Consider the following 20,081-nt stretch of genomic DNA (forward strand, 5'->3'; position numbering starts at 1 on the left):
GCTCTTTCAATTCCTGATGAAGGCTTAGCTCAACGTAGCGGATCGGTGACCGCGCTTTGCCTTGGGAGTGGCGGCGCGTTGGGCTTTGATACGCTCTAGTAAAACGCTGGCCGGCTCGTCGTTGGGATTTTGCGGCACCAGTTCGCCGCGGAAAGCTTTGGCCAAGATCCCCTGCGTTAGGTGGTCAATGCGGCTTTTTGCCGAGACGACCTTGGCTTCTAGCTGATCGGCAATGGTGAACAGTTGCTCGACGCGGCTGGCTATTTCGGTTTGCTCAAGCAGGCTAGGGTAAGTGACAACCATTGCCTTGAGATCTTGTCCAGATATTCCTTTTTGTCCCGACGTTGACTTAACAAGGTCCATAACCCGGTGACGTGTGGAGGTTTCCGAAAAAAATAATTCCAAATACTCGGGCAGAATAAGATTGGTGTCGCATCGGACGCGAATAAGTTTGTCTGGGTATATTAGGGCTCTATGAGATAGCTGTCGAACAAGGCCGCAAACGCCGACCAGTTCGAGACTCCCGTTGTAGCGAGTGAAGAGAAGGTCGCCAACTTTTAGTGTGTAACGCTCTCTCTCATTGTTGTCGCATTCTAGAAAGCGAATTTCTGTTTGATCTATTGAGCCGGCCCGAACTGAGCTGATTCGAAGAATAGGAAGGCCTTTTCCATCTTCGTTTGGTTTAGCTGACATTCCATTCCGCATTTCGGTAATTAGCGCTCCAAGTTGAGCAGTGCTAGACGTACTCTTATTCTCAGCATGTTGACGCCACTCTTCGGTCAGTTGCCCAGAAACAGCGGCGGTGAGAACGGACTGGCGGAAACGGTTTAGCAGCGCGGGGATGCCGTCGATACGGGCCTTCAGGGTATCGACCTGGGCCAGTAGTTCGTCGAGCTTGGCGGCAATGCGGGTTTGTTCGGCGAGTGGAGGCAGAGGAATGACTAGCTCTTTGAGCTTTGAACCGTTTACGTTTGGCTGACCGATTCCTGCGCTGAACCCCGTAATTTGCCGCCAGTAATCTTGGGATCGGAAGTAAAGTGAAAGATAGCAAGCAGCCTCTGGTCGAATGCAGCGCACACGGATTAAGTAAGAAGCAAAAACTGCATCTGGAATTTCTCCAGTAATCAGAAAACTCTTCCCGACAGTTGCTCCTGTTCTCGCAAACACAAGGTCGTTTTCTTTGAGTAAATATTTCTTCGCCTGCTCGGAATCTATCTCGCAATATGGAACGGAGCTCCATACTACCTCGTTGTCTTGAATATCTGTGATTCGCAGCAGATGCGGGCCGATCCTCTCTCTTGTGGACGGGGCCGTGTATCCGTAGCTAATATCTTCGGCTAAGTCGCCGAGCCGCGCTGTTGTCCAATTGTTTGGCAGTTCACTCATTATCAGTACCTATTTCCAACCCCATCACTTGCGCCATCAACTGCTTCTGCGCCACCACCTCATCTCCCGCACCCAGCGCCTTCATCAGTTCTTCCAACTCATGCAGCGCCTCGGTCAGTTCAGCCATGGCCTCACCCGCCAGCACTTCCGGAGCGGGCATGTCGGCGGCATCCAGGCTGCTGTTGTCCTTTAGCCAACTGAGGTCCAGTGAGTCACCACGTTCGTTGCGGATGTAATCGCGCGTAAAGCAGCGGAAGCGGCTGGCCTCGCTAATGCCCTCGACGTTCTCAGCGCGCGGGCTATCGCCGTTAGGATCGATGCCATAGGCATCCTCAAACGGCCTGAGGTGGGTAGGGCCGAAGGGGGTGCGCTTACCGAAGCTGGGCATATTGCTGCGCAGGTCATAGATCCACACGCGTTTCGTGCAGCCTTCTTCCTGGCGCGGGTTCTCTACGGTGCCCTTCTGAAAAAACAGCACGTTGGTCTTCACACCTTGGGCGTAGAAGATGCCAGTAGGCAAGCGCAGGATGGTATGCAGGTTGCACTTATCCATCAGGTCGCGGCGCACGTCGGTGCCGACGCCGGCCTCGAACAGCACGTTGTCCGGCAGCACCACGGCGGCGCGACCACCAGGCTTGAGGCCACGGTAGATGTGTTGCAGGAAAGCCAACTGCTTGTTACTGGTTCGGTAGGTAAGGTCGTCGCGGGTGGGCCCGCCGCCGCCCTTGGCAGTGCCGAACGGCGGGTTGGAGAGGATGACGTCAACCTTGGGCAGGCTAGCACCTGTCTGACCTAGGGCATTACCCAGGTGCACCACACCCTCTTCGTCGCCTTCCATGCCATGCAGTAGCGTATTCATGAGCGCCAGACGACGGGTGCCTGGGACGAGTTCTACACCAACAAAGGCACGGTTACGCTGGAAGGCCCTGGCCTTGGCGTCGAGGTTGTAGTGCTGATCAGTCTTGCTTTTTATGTAGGCGTCAGCAGCAATCAAAAAGCCCGCAGTCCCGGCGGCCGGGTCCTGTATGGTCTCACCAGGCTGCGGTTGGATGCAGCGAATGATGCTATCGATCAACGGGCGTGGCGTGAAGTACTGGCCAGCCCCGGATTTTGTTTCACTGGCATTCTTTTCCAGCAGACCCTCGTAAAGGTCGCCAAGGCCGTCCTTGCGGGCGCTGAACCAGTCGATGCCATCCAGGCTTCTGATGAGTTGCTCCAGATGGCGCGGCTCCTTGAGCCGGGTCTGGGCATCGGCATAGATGGCGGCGATCAGTGGATCACTGTTCTTGCCCAGGTCCAGCAGCATTTGCCGGTAATGGTTGAGCAGAGTTAGCCCGGATTTACCTGCAAGGTCCGGCCAGCGAGCGCCTTCAGGTAGCTTGTGGCTGAAGTTGTCGTTGTTCTGAACCTGCTCGTATTCCATCTTGATGAACAGCAGCAACACCAGTTCGGTAACGTAATCGCTGTAGTTGATACCGTCGTCGCGCAGTACGTCGCACAGGTTCCAGAGTTTCTGGACGATGTCGGAATTGGTCATGGTAACTCTCAAAAAATTTTGGGGGGCGTTGAGGAGCGCCAGATGCGAAGGAAAGTTGAGAGCAGGCGTACTGACACCTTAGGGCTCAAAAACTACCGGGCAAAAAAAAACCGCTCAATATGCCTGTAGCTGCCGAAGCAACCATAGGCATGGCGGGTGTATTGCTTGGGAGGATATGCACGGCTGAACCGATTAGCAAGTTTCCTCGCGTTGCATGGAGGTGCCGGGAGGCGATTGCGCGGGCCGAATCGGGAGCGGGCGCAGAAAGCGAACTGCCCGGATTTTTATCACGCTCGAGGATTGGGGCCAGGGCTCGTAGAACGAGCCCAGAGTGATCATATCATCCAGCCGCCGACCAAAGATTATCGTTCAAAGCTTCCAGCACTACATCCAGGTTGCCACCAAGGTTACGGTCCAGACCTTTCATACCGCCGTCCTCGCGGAAGGCGTCATTGACTTGCTGTGCGTCGAGCACAACCTCATGCACCAATTGCCTGGCAAGGCGGTCCAGCCAGCTCCGTTGCGCATGTGTCCAGGCCTGCATAGCGTAAATTCGTCTCATGGCATCTCCCACGCGTTGATCGAACGGCAGTAATGCCTCACCGATCGCGGCTTGCCGAATGTACCCAAGGATGCTGGCTGCTATTTCGTAGTTGGTCTGGTTGCGCCAGGCACTTTTCAGGTTGGCTTCGCTGAAACCGTTCTGATCGAGCAGCAACCGCACTTCGCGTAAGTGTTCGCGAGTCAAATCCTTGGGGCGGTTGACCACGACGCTCAGCGCAACTGACTGGTTCAGTTGCTTGTGAATGAACTCGTTGAAGCTTTCCAGAAAGTCGGCAGGTTTCTGGTTCTTGCCATAGCTTTGCTCGCGCAAGGTGAGTTTGTCATCGTGCGTAGAAATGATCGGGAATCTCTCCGATCCGAGTAGGGCGCTGACAGCCGCCAGTTGGTCGATCAGTTGACTGTGTTGACGAACGAAGCCAGCAGCCTGTTGTGGCCCGAGCCCGTGTAAATGGGTATGCAGCTTGCCAGGTTCGACTCCCCAGGCATCCTGCAACTCCTCGAGTTTCTGCCTGATAGCCGGATTGCTCTCGGCTTTGTGCTCGGCTTTGCGAAGAATGCGCATGACCTTTTGGCTCAATTGGTCAAGCACATCATGTGCGTGGCTGGTGTCTTCCTGGTTGCCCGGGGCGCTGTGGCTGGCATCGTCGGTTAGCTCACCTACCAGTTGCTCCAGGGAGATATTCGGGTTCTTCACCAATGGCTTCATGGTGTCGACCTCTTCAAGGCTGGCATAGAGGTCGACGGGGTCATAGATGCGGAATACTGTTTTACCTATCTCGTCACAGCGCCGGGTGGCTCGGCCCTTCATCTGCTCATAGAGGATCCGCGAGCGTACACGACGCATGAATACCAGATTGCAGATAGTAGGTACGTCGATGCCGGTTGTCAGCAGGTCAACGGTAATAGCGATGTTGGGGTATTTTTCGTTCTTGTAACGGCTAATCAATTGTTCAACGTTGTCGCTCTGGCCGGTAATGATACGCACTGACGTTTCATTATATTGCTGTCCGTATGCGTCCTTGAAAGCATCATCCAGCAGATTCTTCACCCGCACGGCGTGAGCTTGGTTGACGCAAAAGATCATGGTCTTTTCTTCGCCGAAGGGATATAGCTCTTTGACCAGCTCATCGCAGATGACCTTGTCGAAGGCCGGTGTAATGACGCTGCGGTTGAAGGATTCGGTCCTGAAGTTGAGCTCATCTTCCAGTTCCGCAGTATCGACTTCCCCCGTCTGGGTGTTGATGACACTGACCGAATCACCTTTTTCAAAATGAATGCCATTTTCAGTAAGCTGGGTTTCGTAGCGAATCGGTGGCTCGTGGTCTATCAGCCAGTCGTCGGCCACGGCCTCCCGGTAGCTGTAAGTGAATACCGGTTTGCCAAAAATTTCGCTGGTCTGTTTTGCCGGTGTGGCAGTAAGGCCGATGCGGCACGCGTCGAAATAGTCAAGTACGCGACGGTACTGCGAAAGATATTGGCTAGCATCACGTATGGCCAATTCTCCCTCGGTCATCTCTTGGTCGAGCGTATACCCTCGGTGGGCCTCGTCGACGATGATGCAGTCAAACTCCCCTACGGGTGGTGGGTTATCCGAGCGGAAGATCCGGCTAACCATGGCCTGGACGGTTGCTACCTGGATGCGGGTTTCCGCTGCGGCAGCCATATCGGCCAACCCGTTGATATCGTAGATCTGCGCCAGTGTGTGATTCTGCTCCAGCTTAGCGTCGTTGAATGAGTCAATCGCCTGCTGGCCCAAGGCGCTGCGGTCGACCAGAAAGAGAATCCGTTTAAAACGCTCGGCCTTGAGAAAGCGGTACATCAGGCCAATAATGGTGCGGGTTTTACCTGTGCCTGTCGCCATTGCCAGCAGACAGCTGCGTTGATTGCGAGCCAGCGCCTGCTCAACGGCCATGATGGCTTGCTCTTGGTAGCCGCGCAATTTCAGGTAGCCAAAACCTTCCTTTGCCAGCTTTTCCTCGGCTTCTGCCTTGCTGCGTTTGAGCAGGTCGAGGAGATCGCCTGGTGCGTGGATGTTGTGCAGCGCCCGGCGGGTGTTGGCAGGGCTGCGCAAATCGCGGAACCAAGTGCCGGACTTTTCTTCTAGTTGCTTGATATAAGGGCGGCTATTGCAGGCGAAGGCAAAGGGCACCTGGAAGTGGCTGCCGTTTCCATCATTCCATGGCTGGTTTTGGCCATCCAGCGGCCAGGGTTGCAGATGTTCGACGTCAAGCCGGAAGTCACGGGCGTACCGCTCTGCTTGGGTTATTCGGTCGGCAACATCTATGCTTTCCCGTTTTGCTTCGACGATCGCGACGGGTACTAGGCCGGCGAACAAAATGTAGTCGGCGCAGGCTTTCGGGCTACTCGTAGGCCATTCAGAGATAGCCTTGTTTTTTCCCTTTTCAGGGCGCGCACCTTTGCTGTAGGTAAGCTCCAAGGAGTCTGCTTCCCATCCTGCATCGTTCAACAGTTGGTCAATGAGAATCCGCGTCAGGTCTTCCGACAGTTGGAACTTGCTGCTGGCCCTCTTGGTTTTCTGGGTAACCTCTTTGCTGGCCTGTGGCTGCGCGACGAGTTGCTGCTGCAGTGTCTTAAGACTTTGCTCATGTTCTGCGCGGAGTTTGATCAAAGCTGCTTCGTGCTCTGCCGCCAACTGCTTGTGGTTTCGCGACTCGGCATCCATCTGCTCGGCGAGGACTGCGTATTCCTCTGCTTCGCGTTTGAGCAATGTGGCCAGTTGCTGATTGGTTTCCAGTTGCTGGCTAGACTCGCTGAGTTGTGCCTTTAACTGTTCAATCTGGCCTTGCAGGTCGCGAAGCGAAGTGCTTGGGTCACTGGGTGTGACGAAAGGGCCCGGTTTGAAGGTAAGGCTGTCTGTTCCAAACGATTGGTGGTACCAGATGGCTAGGGCACGTCCCACTTTCAGTCCATCCATGGCCTCACGATGCTGCGTATGAAACTCGTGAGTAGCTTTGTTTCCTTCCACTCGCAGGGTATGGAATAGGCTGCGAATATTTTGATCCAGCTCAATCTCACGGCTCAGCTTGTACAGCAAGTCGGACTGGGAGGTGCGGGCATCAAATTCGACACCCGCGCGGCTGGCTAGATCCTGGGCCAGCGCTTCGCCGAATTGGCGCAACTTGATCAGAGTGGTGTTTGGGTCGCTCGCGAATGCTTGCTCGGCCGTGAGCGCAAGCTGAAGGAAAACAGGGTCGTGTTCCTGAAGAAAGGCGAAGTTGCTGCGGGCTGCCATGATCGTTCCTTCGTTTGCGTGGCCACTCTGTGCGCACATCTCGCTCTGCGGATGCGTCGGTGGCGGTAGCTTAACCAAGGTGAGGCGGTTTTGACCATGGCAGAAGGCCACTCGTTGAGCCCGCAACCTGCGTACCGCCACTCCCGCTAATAGAAGTCGTCTCCATCGCCCTCACGGCGCTCGCTGTAAAACGTAAACAACACGAGCTGTTCCTCCGGCTCGTAAAACATCATGATCAGATCTGCGCCCCAGTACTGGTAATGGTGTGCAGGTACACTGGCTACATGATGAAACGGACGGCCAGCGGGGCTGATAGGGTATCCGGCAGTGATACCGCCGTTTTCGATCGGCGCATAGCCAAGCATAAGGCTGGAAATGGGGAATTTCGAGAAATCCGCCACGCCACCGATCTGCTCGACAAACGCGATTCGCTCAAGGTCGTACTGGGGGTAATTCTCTGCCACTTCTGATGGTGAGAAAAGCCGCCCCGTCTCTTGATACATTTTTTTGGCTGCCGCGTAAGCAGCTTTTTGATCCGCATATAGCGATTCTAGGCGCTCGCGAGCCTCTACATATGGGTCTTCCAGATGCTCATTGTCCCTATGAAGGAAAAAATAGCGTGGGTCACCCATCAGGCGGTATCGCCCGTCCTCTACCTTGAAGCCAATCCAGTTGGTGTGCAAAAGAATGGAGTGGTAATCAGTATCCTCGGTCGCTTCGCCAACCCTCTCATGCTCTGTCGGCTCCAGTGGCCCTAGCATGGTCAAATATCCATGCCAATCCGGGTTTACCAAGTTGAGATCGATACCGAAAAAGGGTTGGAAATGCTCGCTAAGTTCAGCCTGATCTGGCACGAAAATGGTATCAGGGTCCGGAAACGGGTATATCCCGTGAGGAGCATTCATGTAGTCCGGCCAGTGCTTTTTTATTTCAGCAATCACTCTCCTTGCTTCCCAGCCCGTCAGCACCCCAGCCAAGAACAGCTCCATATCGAATACCTTATTCATCTGCGTACTCCTACGTAGGCAGCGGCTACATCTAACCGACCGTGCCCCAGCTCATAGCTGATTTGCCTTCGGGCCTCACGATCAAGGTTCTTGCCTACCTGGCAACACTGACCACTGTTGATAGGGGCGCGGTGTTGGGTGATTTGTTCATAGCGCTCACATGCGTATGCCGCTCGCAGCTCATGAAAGCCTTTGAGGTTGTGTGCATGCAGAATTTCCCGCGCAGGGCGGATGATTTTTTGCAGAAGGTTCAGATAGCTCTCGTGAGGCGCAATGAGGTTGCGGCTACCCGCAGGCGACACCTGCCGTGCAAACCCAAGTGCACCTTGAACATGGTCGTCCACCGTAATCCAACGTGGCGCCGAGGCGCCGGCGCGGCCACCTTTGGTGCCGTCCTGGATGTTGATCCTGCCTAGGTCGTTAGCCTCACGGCTTAGCCGTGGCAGGTCAGCCAAGATAGCCTCACGCAAGCGCATGCCGGTGGCTCTCGCCAACAGAACGATCGCAGCAGTTCGTAGCTGATGATGGCGGCAAAGCGCATCGACGATCTGCTTAATCTGTTGGCGGTCTTGGCCCTGAGGCACTGACTGTCGAACCCCGCTGCGCTGCATACTCAACGCCTTGCTCGGACTTGGCAATTTCACATGCTGATCACCGCGAAGCGCCGCCATGGTTCTGTTGACGCTGGACAGCCGGTTTTGTGCGGTGCTGACGGCGAGATCACCGCGCTCAACCAGGTCACGCAGATAGGCCGCATAGTCGGCCAACACCTTTCGATCAATGTGCCGCGCATCATTGATACCGGGCCCTTGTTCGGAGCGGCACCATCTGACGAATGCCTGCCACCGATCACAGTGTGCCTTCACCGTGCCGTAGTGGCCGCCGCCGAACATGTCTTTCAACGCCTGCGGCCCTGCGTAGCTCAGTTGCCTGCCGTAGCCGAAATTACGGCCATCGCGTCTACCCACCAATGCCATGTCGAATCACCTCATCGCCTGGTCTGATCCTCGCCCCACGTCATCCCGCCAAGAATGTTGAGTGTTATCAGGGATCAAGGCCCCTGCGACCTGTGGGAATGTCCTCTAGCGCGGGACTGGCGGCTCCTTACGTCCGGGAGCAAGGGCATCTCATGATCTGGCCTCCTGAGCACCGTTACCGGTGGGCGGGTGGAGGCAGCGCTGGCTGACGAGACCTGCGCCTGAAGATCCTGAGCCATGTGCAAGCAGCAATGCGATGACCGGGGCATGCCTGACTGTCAGTCAGGTGCAGTCCATTCCTTGGTCTGCGGCACCATCATCTACAGCGCTGTTGCTGGTGACATCGGCGTTTGTCACGCCGATTGTCACGAGGGGGAATGCCGCAAAGCCTTGTGCGATCAGGGCTGCAGCAGTGGTAGAAGTGCCCGTCTCTTTCCAGAAGAAAGAGACGGGCACAGGTTGGCGCAGTAGTCGGCCAAGCGGATAGGTTGCTGCAGGGCAGTGAGGTACGGTGTGTCTGGCGCACGAGCACCATATGTGTAAGAGCATCCATCACATGGGTAGTGACCGTACGAGCTGCCGGATGCGAATCGTACTTGGGGAGAACCGCCGCGGGAGCGGCGTGACCTTTAAGGTTCGGGTCACCTGGGGTGCTGTCATCGACAGCCTTTGCACGGCCAGTTCTACGCCTGTGGATAAACCCGGTCAAGGGCCGAAATTAAGCGCCCTTGAGGACGTGAAAAGCGGTTATCCATCTGTGGAATTCCGTGGTAAATCCCGGACAACGTCGTGGCTTTTAGCTCTTCAAAGTGAGGTCCATCCAAACAGGGCGGCTTTGCAGCCCTGTTTGGATGGACCCGCGCTGACAAGCGGATAAACGAGGCTGTTTTCCCTGAATCTTAAGCGCTCAGTTGCTGTCGCCGCCGTTATTGCGCCCGTATAGCCCTAGCGGATCGGCACCACATTCTTGTCTCTGATTTGGCCGTAAGCAGAGGCGAGCAGGCTGCCGGTGGCGGCCTTCTGGATGTACTCACTCCACCAGGCCATCATCGGGCGCCGGCGCTCGATGTAATCGGCTCGGTTGTAGGCGCTGCGCACCTCATCCTTGTCGACATGCGCCAGTGCGACCTCAATGAGCTCCGGGTCCCACCCATGCTCATTCAAGATGGTGCTGGCCATTGAGCGCATGCCGTGGCTCACCAACCGATCTTGGAACCCCATGCGTTTCAACGCCATGTTGGCGGTCTGGCTATTGGCGTGAGTGCGCGGGTTTCTGTCAGCCGGGAAGACGTATTCGCGATGGCCGCTGTGAGTCTTCAGTGACTCCAGCAACGCGACAGCGTGATCACTCAAAGGAATGCTGTGTGGGCGGCGCTTCTTCATCCGCTCCGCAGGGATAGTCCAAACGCGCCTTTCAAAGTCGATGTCTGCCCAGCGAGTAGTTGCCGCCTCGGCGGGGCGAGTCATCGTGTGCAACTGCCATTCGATCAGGCAACGGGTCGTGCGTTTGATGCTGGCGTTCGCGATCTCCAGCATGAGCTCGGGGAGTTCTTCGGGCGGAAGCGCAGCCATGTTCTCTTTCTTGGGCTTCTTGAATACTGCCCTGATGCCGGTGAGCGGATTGGCGAAGATCAGCCCGGAGTTTACGCCGTAGGTCATGATCTCGTTTAGCCGCTGGCTTAGACGCTTGACCGTCTCCAAGCTGCCCTTCGCTTCAATTGGACGAAGCAATCCGATCACCATCGGCGCGGTGATTTTGGTGAGTGGTGTCGTCTTCAAATCGGGGAACACGTGCAGCGTGAGCGACCGCCAAATGTCCTCGGCGTAGGCCGGGGTCACCGAGTCTTTCTTGAGCTCGAACCAGGCGGTGGCCACGTTCTCGAAGGTGTGTTCAGTTTCTGCGCGCTTGGCCTCATTCAGCGTGTTGCGCTGCACCTTCGGATCAATGCCCTGTGCGAGCAGCTCGCGTGCATCGACTGCCATCTTTCGTGCATTCGCCAGCGACAGTTCGGGATAGGTCCCGAAGCCGATGTTGATGCGCTTCTTGGTCACCGGTTCGCGGTAGTTGAAATTCCACAGCAACGAGCCGTTGCTGCGTACTCGGAGCTGCAAACCGTCACCGTCCGTGAGGACATAATCCTTGGACGCGGGTTTGACTCCCTTAAGCTGTCGATCGGAGAGGCGGAGGTTTTGAGCAGGCATGAGATTGTCCTCAGGCACTGATTCGGTATTCCAAAGATTAGCACCGGGTGAGCTGGAATACCGCCTGGAATACCCGAATGGCTGGAACTCAAAAACTCTTGAAAGACCGCAAAAGCGCTGGAGGCCGCGTATTTACTGGATCGCAGGCACAAAAAAAGACGTCCGTGGACGTCTTTGATTGATCATTTGGTGGAGCCGGGGGGATTTGAACCCCCGTCCGCCAGTACTCCGCTGTCGGTACTACATGCTTAGCCGTGTCTACTGATTTAATCCGCAGCCGCCCGACGGGCAGGGTGCTTTGGATGAGTTGTGTAAGTTTTAGTCACTTCGCCCACAACGTGCTACGCGACGATCCTGTTCTGTATGACAATCAGTTCGGGTTTACAGGCATCCCCTAGTGATTGCTGGAGCCGAAGCTACCAGAAGCAACGGGTCAAGAGGACTGCTTACGCAGCCAGCTTGTACTCCGCGCCGTAGTTTTCGTCATTGGCAACTATAAAAGTTGCAACAGTGGATTTACGAGTTCTGTTACCAACTCGGCATGCACCTAGAGTTTCGCTACCGGCGTCGAATCCTAATCGGCCCCACGCTAGCGTTACGCTACCGCACCTTACGGTACGTGAGACGTAGTATACGCCATTGCGCGGGCGACGTCGACAGCCGGTCCAGTCGCCCGCTTTGGGGCTTATGCGCCGCCGTTGCCGCTACTGCTGCCTTTCTCGGTTTTTTCCAGGCGCTCCAGCACTTTGCTGGTAATGGCGATGCACTCCTTGGTGTCGCCCGAGGCCTGGGCGGCCTTGGCTTTGTCGACGTGCTCGGTGATGGCCTTGTCCAGGCCCTCGGAGGTGGCGCCGGCGGTGGCCATGCTGTTGTCGATTTTTTGCAGATTGGTGGTGCAGAGGTCATCGGCGGCGAACACCGGCGAAGCCAGCAGGGTGGCGGCCGCGAACAGGGCCGAAAGTGCGGTACCTTTCATGGGTGTCTCCTCTGGGGCCTCTGGAAGGTGGGCCTGTAAGGTGGACTGTGGGGGATTGGCGGGGGTTCAATCGGGATGGTGGCGGGCGATATTGAGGTGGGGATGGCACCGGCGTTGCCGGTGTTCGCGGGTGAACCCGCTCCTACGGGGGGCTGTGTCTGGCGCCCGATGTGTGTCCACCACCGATCTGTGTAGGCGGCTGCGACGGTGGACGGCGGGTGGGGATTGGCCAGCAGGGCCGGCCCTTTCGCGGGTGAACCCGCTCCTACACAGATCCTACAGCGTTCCCCACCTATATCAACGCGTTAGAGGCTGCGTGGCCGGGTGACTCGGTCTACCAGGTAGACCAGGCCGTGGTAGTCGATGCCGCTGTGGCTCGACAGGCCTATCTCGCAGGTGCGGCTGGTGGAAATGCCTTCGCTGCAATATTGCACGGCGTCCTTCAGGCTGCGCAGCGAGTGGGCGTTCAACTCGGGGGTGGTAAAGCCTTTGTCACCGGCAAACCCGCAGCAATGGATGCCTTCCGGGATCACCACCTGTTTGCTGCAGCGCCGCGCCAGGTCGATCAAGGCCTGGCTTTCGCCCAGGTGCTGGGTGCTGCAGGTCACGTGCACGGCTACCGGTTCGTCCTGGGGGGTAAACTCCAGTCGGTCGAGCAGGTGGGTGCGGATGAAGCGCACGGGGTCGTACAGGTCCAGCCGGGTTTCGCCCAGGTCCTGCACCAGGCGCAGGGTGCAGGGGCTGGTGTCGCAATAGATCGGGTCGAGGCCACCGCGGCTGGCGTGCAGCAGGGCGGTGATCAGCTCCTGGCGCTTGTGTTCGGCCTGCTCGGGGTAGCCCTTGGAGGCGAACGGCTGGCCGCAGCACAGGCTGTCGGCGTTGTCGGGGAACACCACCTGGTAACCGGCTTTTTCCAGCAGGGCGCGGGTTTTGTCCAGCAGCGAGCTTTGCTCGCGGTCGGCATAGGCCGGGCCCATTACCCGGGAGACGCAGGCGGCCAGGTACACCACGCGGGGGCGGGCGTCATTGCTGGGCGCGCCGAAGGCCAGGGGGCGCAGCGGTTGCGGCATGGCCGGGGTCCATTGGGGCAGGCGGCCTTTGCTGGCTTTGCTCAGCGAGGCGCTCAGGCGGCCCAGGCGTGGGGCGCCTAGCAGCTTGCGTGCGGTGTTGGCGGCGGTCAGGGTCAGGCGTGCACCGCTTAGGGCGGTGTGGAAATGCTCGGCCAGCCAGTCGGCGGTTTTAGCGTGGTCGGCGGCCTGGCTGCGCAGTTTCTTCACCAGCTCGCCGGTGTTGATGCCGACCGGGCAGCGCTGGGCGCACAGGCCGGTAGCGGCGCAGGTGTCGATGCCCTGGTACTGGTAGCTTTGCATCAGTTCACGGGTATCGATGCCGGCGCGCTGCTTGGCCTGGATGTCACGCCACATGACGATGCGCTGGCGCGGGCTGAGGGTCAGGCCCTTGGACGGGCACACCGGTTCGCAGAAGCCGCACTCGATGCACTTGTCGACGATTTCGTCGGCGGCAGGCAGCGGCTTGAGGTTTTTCAGGTGGATATCCGGGTCGTCGCTCAACACCACGTCGGGGTTGAGGATGCCGTTGGGGTCGAGCAGGCGCTTGAGCTTCCACATCAGCTGGTAGGCGTCGTGCCCCCACTCCAGCTCCACGAAAGGCGCCATGTTGCGCCCGGTGCCGTGCTCGGCCTTGAGCGAGCCGCCAAACTCCACCGCCACCAGCTGCGCCACGTCGTCCATGAACGCCTGGTATCGGGCGACTTCTTCGGCGCTGTTGAACCCCTGGGTAAAGACGAAGTGCAGGTTGCCTTCCAGCGCGTGGCCGAAAATGATCGCTTCGTCATAGTGATGCTTGTCGAACAGCTGGATCAGGCGGTTGACGCCTTCGGCCAGTTGCTCGACGGGGAAGGTCACGTCTTCGATGATGACCGTGGTGCCGGTCTGGCGCACGGCACCTACGGCGGGGAAGGTGTCCTTGCGGATTTTCCACAGCTGGTTGTACACGGCCGGGTCTTCGCTGAAGTCCACTTGCTGTTCCAGCGGGAAGTCGGCGATCGAGGCCATGATCTGCTGCAGTTGCTCGTGCAGCAGGCTCTGGCTGGCGGCGCGGGATTCGATCAGCAGGGCGCAGGCATTGTCCGACAGGCCTTTTACCCACAGCGGCATGCCGGGCATGTTCTGCACCGAGCGCAGGCTGCGGCGGTCGAGCAGTTCCACGGCCGAGACCGGCTGCTGCTTGAGCACGGGTACCGCGCGGCAGCAGCTTTCGACGCTGGGGAACACCAGCAGGGCGCTGGCCTTGTGCGGGTGGTCGGGCACGGTGTCGTAGGTGACGGCGCTGATGAAGCCCAGGGTGCCTTCCGAGCCGACCAGCAGGTGCTGCAGGATGTCCAGCGGCTGGTCGTAGTCCACCAGTGCGTTCAGTGACAGGCCGGTGGTGTTCTTCAGCCGGTATTTGTGCCGGATGCGTTCGGCCAGCGCGGTGTTGGCGCGGGTTTCGCGGCCCAGGCGGGCCAGTGCTTCCAGCAGCTCGGCGTGGCTGCTCTCGAAGGCGGCGACGCTGGCCGGGTCTTCGCTGTCCAGGCGGGTGCCGTCGGCCAGCACCAGGCGCAGGCCCGCCAGGGTGTGGTAGGTGTTCTGCGCGGTGCCGCAGCACATGCCACTGGCGTTGTTGGCGACGATGCCGCCGATCTTGCAGGCGTTGATCGAGGCCGGGTCGGGGCCGATCTTGCGCCCGAAGGGGGCCAGCCAGGCGTTGGCCTGGGCGCCGATCACGCCGGGTTGCAGGCGAATCTGCTCGCCCTGGCGTCGGATTTCGCGGCCGTTCCAGTTATCGCCGAGCACGATCAGCACCGAATCGCTGATGGCCTGGCCAGACAGGCTGGTGCCGGCAGCGCGGAAGGTGACCGGCACCCGCTCGCGCTGGGCCAGTTTGATCAGGCCGACCACTTCGTCCTCGGACTCGACGCGCACCACCAGCTTGGGGATCAGGCGGTAGAAGCTGGCGTCGGTGCCGAAGGCCAGGGTGGAGGTGGGGTCGTCGAAGCGGCGTTCGGCGGGGATCAGGCGCTCGGCATCACGCAGGAACGCGGCGGGCAGGCTCATGCAGTCTCCTCGCGGGGCTGTGGCGTCTGTGCGCTACATGCCCCGGGTCATTCAGGCGGTGGTTCTTGCAGGCGTTCAGGCGCCCAGTTCGCGTACCAGCGAGTCGCGGGTGATCTCGCTGATCGACTTGGCACCGGTCAGCACCATGGCCACGCGCATTTCCTTTTCGAACAGCTCGAGCAGGTTTTTCACGCCGGCCTGGCCATGCACGGCAAGGGCGTAGAGGAAGGCGCGGCCGATCAGTACGGTGTCGGCACCCAGGGCGATCATGCGCACCACATCCAGGCCACTGCGAATGCCCGAGTCGGCCAGGATCTTCAGGTCGCCTTTGACCGCGTCGGCAATTGCCGGCAGGGCACGGGCGCTGGACAGCACGCCGTCGAGCTGGCGGCCGCCGTGGTTGGACACCACGATACCGTCGGCACCGAACTTGACCGCATCGCGGGCGTCATCGGCATCGAGGATGCCCTTGATGATCATCGGGCCGTCCCAAAACTCGCGGATCCACTCCAGGTCCTTCCAGGAAATGGACGGGTCGAAGTTGTTGCCCAGCCAGCCGATGTAGTCGGCAAGGCCGGTGGGGTTGCCACGGTATTTGGAGATGTTGCCCAGGTCATGCGGGCGGCCCATCACGCCCACATCCCATGCCCACTCGGGGTGGGTCATGGCTTGCAGCACGCGGCGCAGCGGGCCGTTCCTGCCGCTCATGCCAGAGTGGGCGTCGCGGTAGCGGGCACCGGGTACGGGCATGTCGACGGTGAATACCAGCGTCTTGACGCCAGCGGCCTTGGCGCGCTCCAGGGCATTGCGCATGAAGCCGCGGTCCTTGAGTACATACAGCTGGAACCACATCGGCCGGTCGATGGCGGGCGCCACTTCTTCGATCGGGCACACCGACACGGTAGACATGGTGAACGGGATGCCATGGGCGGCTGCCGCGCGCGCCGCCTGCACTTCGCCGCGGCGGGCGTACATGCCGGTGAGGCCGACCGGGGCCAGGGCCACCGGCATGCTCAGGGTTTCGTCGAACAGCTTGGTTTCCAGGCTGAGCTCGGACATGTTGTTCAACACGCGCTGGCGCAGGGCGATGCCGGCCAGGTCCGACACGTTGTGGCGCAGGGTGTGTTCGGCGTAGGCGCCGCCGTCAGCGTAGTGGAACAGGAAGGGGGGCAGCTTGCGTTGGGCCGCGGCGCGATAGTCGGTAGAGGCAGAAATGATCATGGATTCTCGCAGCGTTGCTTGTGGGTGTGCCGGGCGCACGACGGCGCCCGGCCCCTTTCACTTTAGTGATGAACCAGCATGCCGGTCAGCCAGTAAGCCTGGACCAGGGTGATCAGGCCGACGATGGTGGCGAAGAACAGGCTGTGCTTGACGGTGAAGCGGAACAGGTCGGATTCCTTGCCGACCAGGCCGGTAGCGGCGCAGGCCACGGCGATCGATTGCGGCGAGATCATCTTGCCGGTTACGCCACCGCTGGTGTTGGCCGCCACCAGCAGGGTGTCGTTGACCCCGATCTGGTGCGCGGTGGTGGCCTGCAGCGAGCTGAACAGGGCGTTGGACGAGGTGTCCGAGCCGGTCAGGAACACGCCCAGCCAGCCGAGGAACGGCGAGAAGAACGGGAACGCGGCGCCGGTACCGGCCAGCACCAGGGCCATGGTCGAGGACATGCCCGAGTAGTTGGTGACGAAGGCGAAGGCCAACACCATGCCGATCGACAGAATCGGCCAGCGCAGTTCCCAGAAGGTTTCTTTGAAAGTGGTAAGACCAGTTTTGAAGTTGATCTTCAGCACTGCCATCGAGATCAGCGCCGAGAGGAAGATCGCGGTGCCGGTGGCGGAGATCGGGTCGAGCTTGAACACCGCTGGCATGGCGGTCGGCGCGGCAACGATCGGTGCGGTCTTGATCACCAGCTGGTCGAGGTGCGGGATGGCGAAGTTGAAGACGAAGTTGTACATCGCACCGCCCGGCGCGAAAGCCGCCTTGAACGGCTTCAGGGTCCAGATGGTGACCAGCACGGTGAGGATCAGGAACGGCGACCAGGCCTTGAAGATCTCGCCAAAGCTGTACGGGCTAGGCTGGCTGCCGCTTGGCTGCACAACGGCTGCGCCGACACTGCCTTTGGCCTCGCTGAACGCACGCTTGGGCTGCCAGACTTTCAGGAACAGGGTAAGGCAGATCAGGCTGGCCAGGGCCGAGGTGATGTCTGGCAGTTCCGGGCCGATGAAGTTCGAGGTGAAGTACTGGGTGACGGCAAAGCTCAGGCCGGCGACCAGGGCGGCAGGCCAGGTTTCCTTCACGCCACGCAGGCCGTCCATCATGAACACCAGCCAGAACGGCACGAACAGCGACAGCAGCGGCAACTGGCGGCCGGTCATGGCGCCGATGTGGAAGGCGTCGATACCGGTGACCTGGCCGGCCACGATGATCGGGATGCCCAGGGCGCCGAAGGCCACTGGCGCGGTGTTGGCGATCAGGCACAGGCCGGCAGCGTACAGCGGGTTGAAGCCCAGGCCCACCAGCAGTGCGGCAGTGATGGCCACCGGTGCGCCAAAGCCCGCCGCACCTTCGAGGAAGGCGCCGAAGCAGAAGCCGATCAACAGCACTTGCAGGCGCTGGTCGTCGGTAATCGACAGCACCGAGCTGCGGATCACTTCGAACTGGCCGCTCTTGACCGTGAGTTTGTACAGGAACACCGCGGCAACGATGATCCAGGCAATTGGCCAGAGGCCGTAGAGGAAGCCGTAACCCGCGGCGGCGAGGGCCATGTCGACAGGCATCTGGAAGGCGAAGATCGCCACCAGGATCGACAGCGCGAGGGTGATGCTGCCCGCTACGTGGCCCTTGAGGCGGAACACGGCGAGGGCCAGGAAGAAGAACACGATAGGGATGACCGCCGCCAGTGCGGACAGGCCGAGACTACCAAGCGGGGTATAGAGTTGTTGCCAGGTTTGCATATGGGGTGGCCCCTAATTGTTGTTGGTCAGGCACTGGCATTGGATAATTGGTAAGACCAATTTACAATGGCTGGACGCTAGGTTAAAAGCGCTGTCGTGGGTGTGTCAATTTGTCCTGTGCAAAACTTTGGTCGCGTACCGATGAGCGGGCATCTGATGTGGTGGGAAAATCGCGGCTTGATGGGTGTTTGCGTGGCCTGGATCGGCGAGAATAGACACCCCCTGAAATTTGCCGGGGGTTTGTGGAGAGCATGTGATGGTTTTTGATCAGGTACGCCAGCGGCGCCTGTCCGACGACATTGTCGATCGGCTGGAGGGGATGATTCTGGAAGGCACGCTGACCTCGGGGCAGCGGCTGCCGGCCGAGCGCGTCCTGGCCGAGCAGTTTGGTGTGTCCCGCCCGTCACTGCGTGAGGCGATCCAGAAGCTGGTGGCCAAGGGGCTGTTGGTCAGCCGTCAGGGCGGGGGCAATTTTGTGGCGGAGTCGTTGGGGTCCACCTTCAGCGACCCGTTGCTGCAGTTGCTCGAGCACAGTGCCGAAGCGCAGCGTGACCTGCTCGAGTTCCGCCATACCCTGGAGGCGTCCTGCGCCTATTACGCTGCCCAGCGTGCCACCGAGCCGGACCGGGCGCGCTTGAAGGCGGCCTTCGATACGTTGCAGGACTGCTATGCCAGGTTCGACGAGGTAACCCGTGCGGAGGAGGGCGCGGCTGATGCGCGCTTCCATCTGGCGATCGCCGAGGCCAGCCATAACGCGGTGTTGCTGCACACCATCCGGGGGTTGTTCGACCTGCTCAAGCGCAACGTGGTGACCAACATCGGCGGCATGTACCAGCAGCGCACCGAAACCCGGGACATGCTGATCAGTCAGCACCGGGAACTGTACCTGGCGATTGTCGAGGGCAGGGCGGAGGATGCGCGGGAGGTGTCCAGCCGGCACATTTTGTATGTGCAGGAGGTGCTGGAAGAGGCGCACGAGGAAGCTCAGCGGGTGGCGCGGGCGGAGCGGCGCAGCGGGCGCTGAGACTTTTATGGGCAGTACCTGCCTCTTCGCGGGCAAGCCCGCTCCCACAGGATAGGTGCCGGGCTTGAATCTGGTGCCCTTCCTGTGGGAGCGGGCGTGCCCGCGAAGAGGCTGCACACAGGATAAGCGCCTGGCTTGAGTCTGGTGCCCTTCCTGTGGGGACGGGCGTGCCCGCGAAGAGGCCGCTCCCACAGGATAGGCGCCGGGCTTGAATCTGGTGCCCTTCCTGTGGGAGCGGGCGTGCCCGCGAAGAGGCCGCACACAGGATAAGCGCCTGGCTTGAGTCTGGTGCCCTTCCTGTGGGGACGGGCGTGCCCGCGAAGAGGCTGCTCTCACAGGATGGGCACCGGGCTTGAATCTGGTGCTCTTCCTGTGGGAGCGGGCGTGCCCGCGAAGAGGCTGCTCCACAGGATAGGCGCCGGGTTTGAATCTGGTGCCCTTCCTGTGGGAGCGGGTTTACCCGCGAAGAGGCCGGAACAGGCTAAAGACCGATTAGTCTTCCTTGCCCTTGTTCCGCACAGCCCGCTGCAGCTCGCGGTTGGAATCGCGCTCGCGCATGGTGTCGCGCTTGTCGAATTCCTTCTTGCCCTTGCCCAGTGCGATTTCGCACTTGATCAGGTGCTTGCTCCAGTACAGCGCCAAAGCCACGCAGGTGTAGCCTTTTTGCGCCACAGCCGCTTCCACGCGCTCTAGCTCGCGCTTGTTCAGCAGCAGCTTGCGGGTGCGTGTAGGGTCGGCGATGACGTGGGTGCTGGCCGTGGTCAGCGGGGTGATGTGGCTGCCGAACAGCCAGGCCTCACCGTCCTTGAGCAGCACGTAGCTGTCAGTCAGGTGCGCCTTGCCGGCTCGCAGGCTTTTTACTTCCCAGCCGGACAGGACCAGCCCGGCCTCGAACTTGTGTTCGATGAAGTAATCGTGTCGCGCTTTCTTGTTTTGCGCGATGGTCCCGGTCGGATGTTTTTTTTGCTTAGCCATAGGGGCGGCATTATAGGCAAGTCCGCGCGTCGTCCGCTATGGGATTTCGGTGTGCTTGAGCCACTGGAATGAATACCGGACAATACAAACCCTGTCATACGCACAGAACC

The 20,081-nt window shown here is 59.6% G+C and carries 12 protein-coding genes and 1 other RNA gene; 1 reads left to right on the forward strand and 12 read right to left on the reverse strand.

Annotated elements, in window-relative coordinates; genetic code table 11:
• Positions 1-24 precede the first annotated feature (24 nt).
• The 11 genes from ACF8EF_RS17200 to ACF8EF_RS17250 all read right to left on the reverse strand — a co-directional run bounded on the left by ACF8EF_RS17200 (position 25) and on the right by ACF8EF_RS17250 (position 17,972).
• Positions 25-1,386, reverse strand: a complete 1,362-nt coding sequence (locus ACF8EF_RS17200; protein ID WP_392529262.1) for a restriction endonuclease subunit S — start codon at positions 1,384-1,386, stop codon at positions 25-27.
• Positions 1,379-2,923: an N-6 DNA methylase gene (locus ACF8EF_RS17205; RefSeq protein ID WP_392529264.1), complete on the reverse strand. Its 1,545-nt coding sequence runs from the start codon at positions 2,921-2,923 to the stop codon at positions 1,379-1,381. Before ACF8EF_RS17205 ends, ACF8EF_RS17200 begins: the two co-directional genes overlap by 8 nt.
• A gap of 340 nt (positions 2,924-3,263) precedes the next feature.
• Entirely contained in the window at positions 3,264-6,740 is a 3,477-nt protein-coding gene (gene hsdR, locus ACF8EF_RS17210) for a type I restriction-modification system endonuclease (RefSeq protein WP_392529266.1), read from the reverse strand.
• Between the two features lie 146 nt (positions 6,741-6,886).
• Positions 6,887-7,747 (reverse strand): hypothetical protein, encoded by an 861-nt coding sequence (locus ACF8EF_RS17215; protein ID WP_392529268.1) that lies wholly within the window; start codon positions 7,745-7,747, stop codon positions 6,887-6,889.
• The gene (locus ACF8EF_RS17220; protein ID WP_392529270.1) at positions 7,744-8,724 is read right to left on the reverse strand and encodes an integrase domain-containing protein; all 981 of its coding nucleotides are present in this window, start codon (positions 8,722-8,724) and stop codon (positions 7,744-7,746) included. The genes ACF8EF_RS17215 and ACF8EF_RS17220 overlap by 4 nt, the downstream gene beginning before the upstream one ends.
• A gap of 945 nt (positions 8,725-9,669) precedes the next feature.
• Positions 9,670-10,926 carry an integrase domain-containing protein gene (locus ACF8EF_RS17225; protein WP_392529271.1) on the reverse strand — a complete coding sequence of 419 codons (1,257 nt, stop codon included), beginning with the start codon at positions 10,924-10,926 and terminating at the stop codon, positions 9,670-9,672.
• Between the two features lie 187 nt (positions 10,927-11,113).
• Positions 11,114-11,512, reverse strand: a transfer-messenger RNA (tmRNA) gene (ssrA, locus tag ACF8EF_RS17230).
• A gap of 99 nt (positions 11,513-11,611) precedes the next feature.
• Positions 11,612-11,902 carry a hypothetical protein gene (locus ACF8EF_RS17235; RefSeq protein WP_103469000.1) on the reverse strand — a complete coding sequence of 97 codons (291 nt, stop codon included), beginning with the start codon at positions 11,900-11,902 and terminating at the stop codon, positions 11,612-11,614.
• A 305-nt stretch (positions 11,903-12,207) separates the two neighbouring features.
• The gene (locus ACF8EF_RS17240) at positions 12,208-15,018 is read right to left on the reverse strand and encodes an FAD-binding and (Fe-S)-binding domain-containing protein (RefSeq protein WP_209963384.1); all 2,811 of its coding nucleotides are present in this window, start codon (positions 15,016-15,018) and stop codon (positions 12,208-12,210) included.
• A gap of 75 nt (positions 15,019-15,093) precedes the next feature.
• Positions 15,094-16,239 carry an FMN-dependent L-lactate dehydrogenase LldD gene (lldD, locus tag ACF8EF_RS17245; protein WP_339534277.1) on the reverse strand — a complete coding sequence of 382 codons (1,146 nt, stop codon included), beginning with the start codon at positions 16,237-16,239 and terminating at the stop codon, positions 15,094-15,096.
• A 62-nt stretch (positions 16,240-16,301) separates the two neighbouring features.
• Positions 16,302-17,972, reverse strand: coding sequence for a lactate permease LctP family transporter (locus ACF8EF_RS17250; protein WP_084850164.1), 1,671 nt, complete (start codon positions 17,970-17,972; stop codon positions 16,302-16,304).
• A gap of 256 nt (positions 17,973-18,228) precedes the next feature.
• Between ACF8EF_RS17250 and ACF8EF_RS17255 the strand changes: the two genes are divergently transcribed.
• On the forward strand, positions 18,229-18,996 hold the full coding sequence (locus ACF8EF_RS17255; protein WP_021784338.1) for an FCD domain-containing protein: 768 nt from the start codon (positions 18,229-18,231) through the stop codon (positions 18,994-18,996).
• Positions 18,997-19,488: 492 nt separating this feature from the next.
• Here ACF8EF_RS17255 and smpB read toward each other — a convergent pair whose 3' ends face one another.
• The gene (smpB, locus tag ACF8EF_RS17260) at positions 19,489-19,971 is read right to left on the reverse strand and encodes an SsrA-binding protein SmpB (protein WP_014592415.1); all 483 of its coding nucleotides are present in this window, start codon (positions 19,969-19,971) and stop codon (positions 19,489-19,491) included.
• Positions 19,972-20,081: the final 110 nt, after the last annotated feature.

The sequence above is a fragment of the Pseudomonas sp. zjy_15 genome (genome assembly GCF_043101865.1).
Classification (GTDB): Bacteria; Pseudomonadota; Gammaproteobacteria; order Pseudomonadales; family Pseudomonadaceae; genus Aquipseudomonas; species Aquipseudomonas putida_Y.

Bases quoted from the DNA above. Each gene is read 5' to 3' on its own strand.
- ACF8EF_RS17200 (WP_392529262.1), bottom strand. From the start codon at position 1,386: ATGAGTGAACTGCCAAACAATTGGACAACAGCGCGGCTCGGCGACTTA.
- ACF8EF_RS17205 (WP_392529264.1), bottom strand. From the start codon at position 2,923: ATGACCAATTCCGACATCGTCCAGAAACTCTGGAACCTGTGCGACGTA.
- hsdR (WP_392529266.1), bottom strand. From the start codon at position 6,740: ATGGCAGCCCGCAGCAACTTCGCCTTTCTTCAGGAACACGACCCTGTT.
- ACF8EF_RS17215 (WP_392529268.1), bottom strand. From the start codon at position 7,747: ATGAATAAGGTATTCGATATGGAGCTGTTCTTGGCTGGGGTGCTGACG.
- ACF8EF_RS17220 (WP_392529270.1), bottom strand. From the start codon at position 8,724: ATGGCATTGGTGGGTAGACGCGATGGCCGTAATTTCGGCTACGGCAGG.
- ACF8EF_RS17225 (WP_392529271.1), bottom strand. From the start codon at position 10,926: ATGCCTGCTCAAAACCTCCGCCTCTCCGATCGACAGCTTAAGGGAGTC.
- ACF8EF_RS17235 (WP_103469000.1), bottom strand. From the start codon at position 11,902: ATGAAAGGTACCGCACTTTCGGCCCTGTTCGCGGCCGCCACCCTGCTG.
- ACF8EF_RS17240 (WP_209963384.1), bottom strand. From the start codon at position 15,018: ATGAGCCTGCCCGCCGCGTTCCTGCGTGATGCCGAGCGCCTGATCCCC.
- lldD (WP_339534277.1), bottom strand. From the start codon at position 16,239: ATGATCATTTCTGCCTCTACCGACTATCGCGCCGCGGCCCAACGCAAG.
- ACF8EF_RS17250 (WP_084850164.1), bottom strand. From the start codon at position 17,972: ATGCAAACCTGGCAACAACTCTATACCCCGCTTGGTAGTCTCGGCCTG.
- ACF8EF_RS17255 (WP_021784338.1), top strand. From the start codon at position 18,229: ATGGTTTTTGATCAGGTACGCCAGCGGCGCCTGTCCGACGACATTGTC.
- smpB (WP_014592415.1), bottom strand. From the start codon at position 19,971: ATGGCTAAGCAAAAAAAACATCCGACCGGGACCATCGCGCAAAACAAG.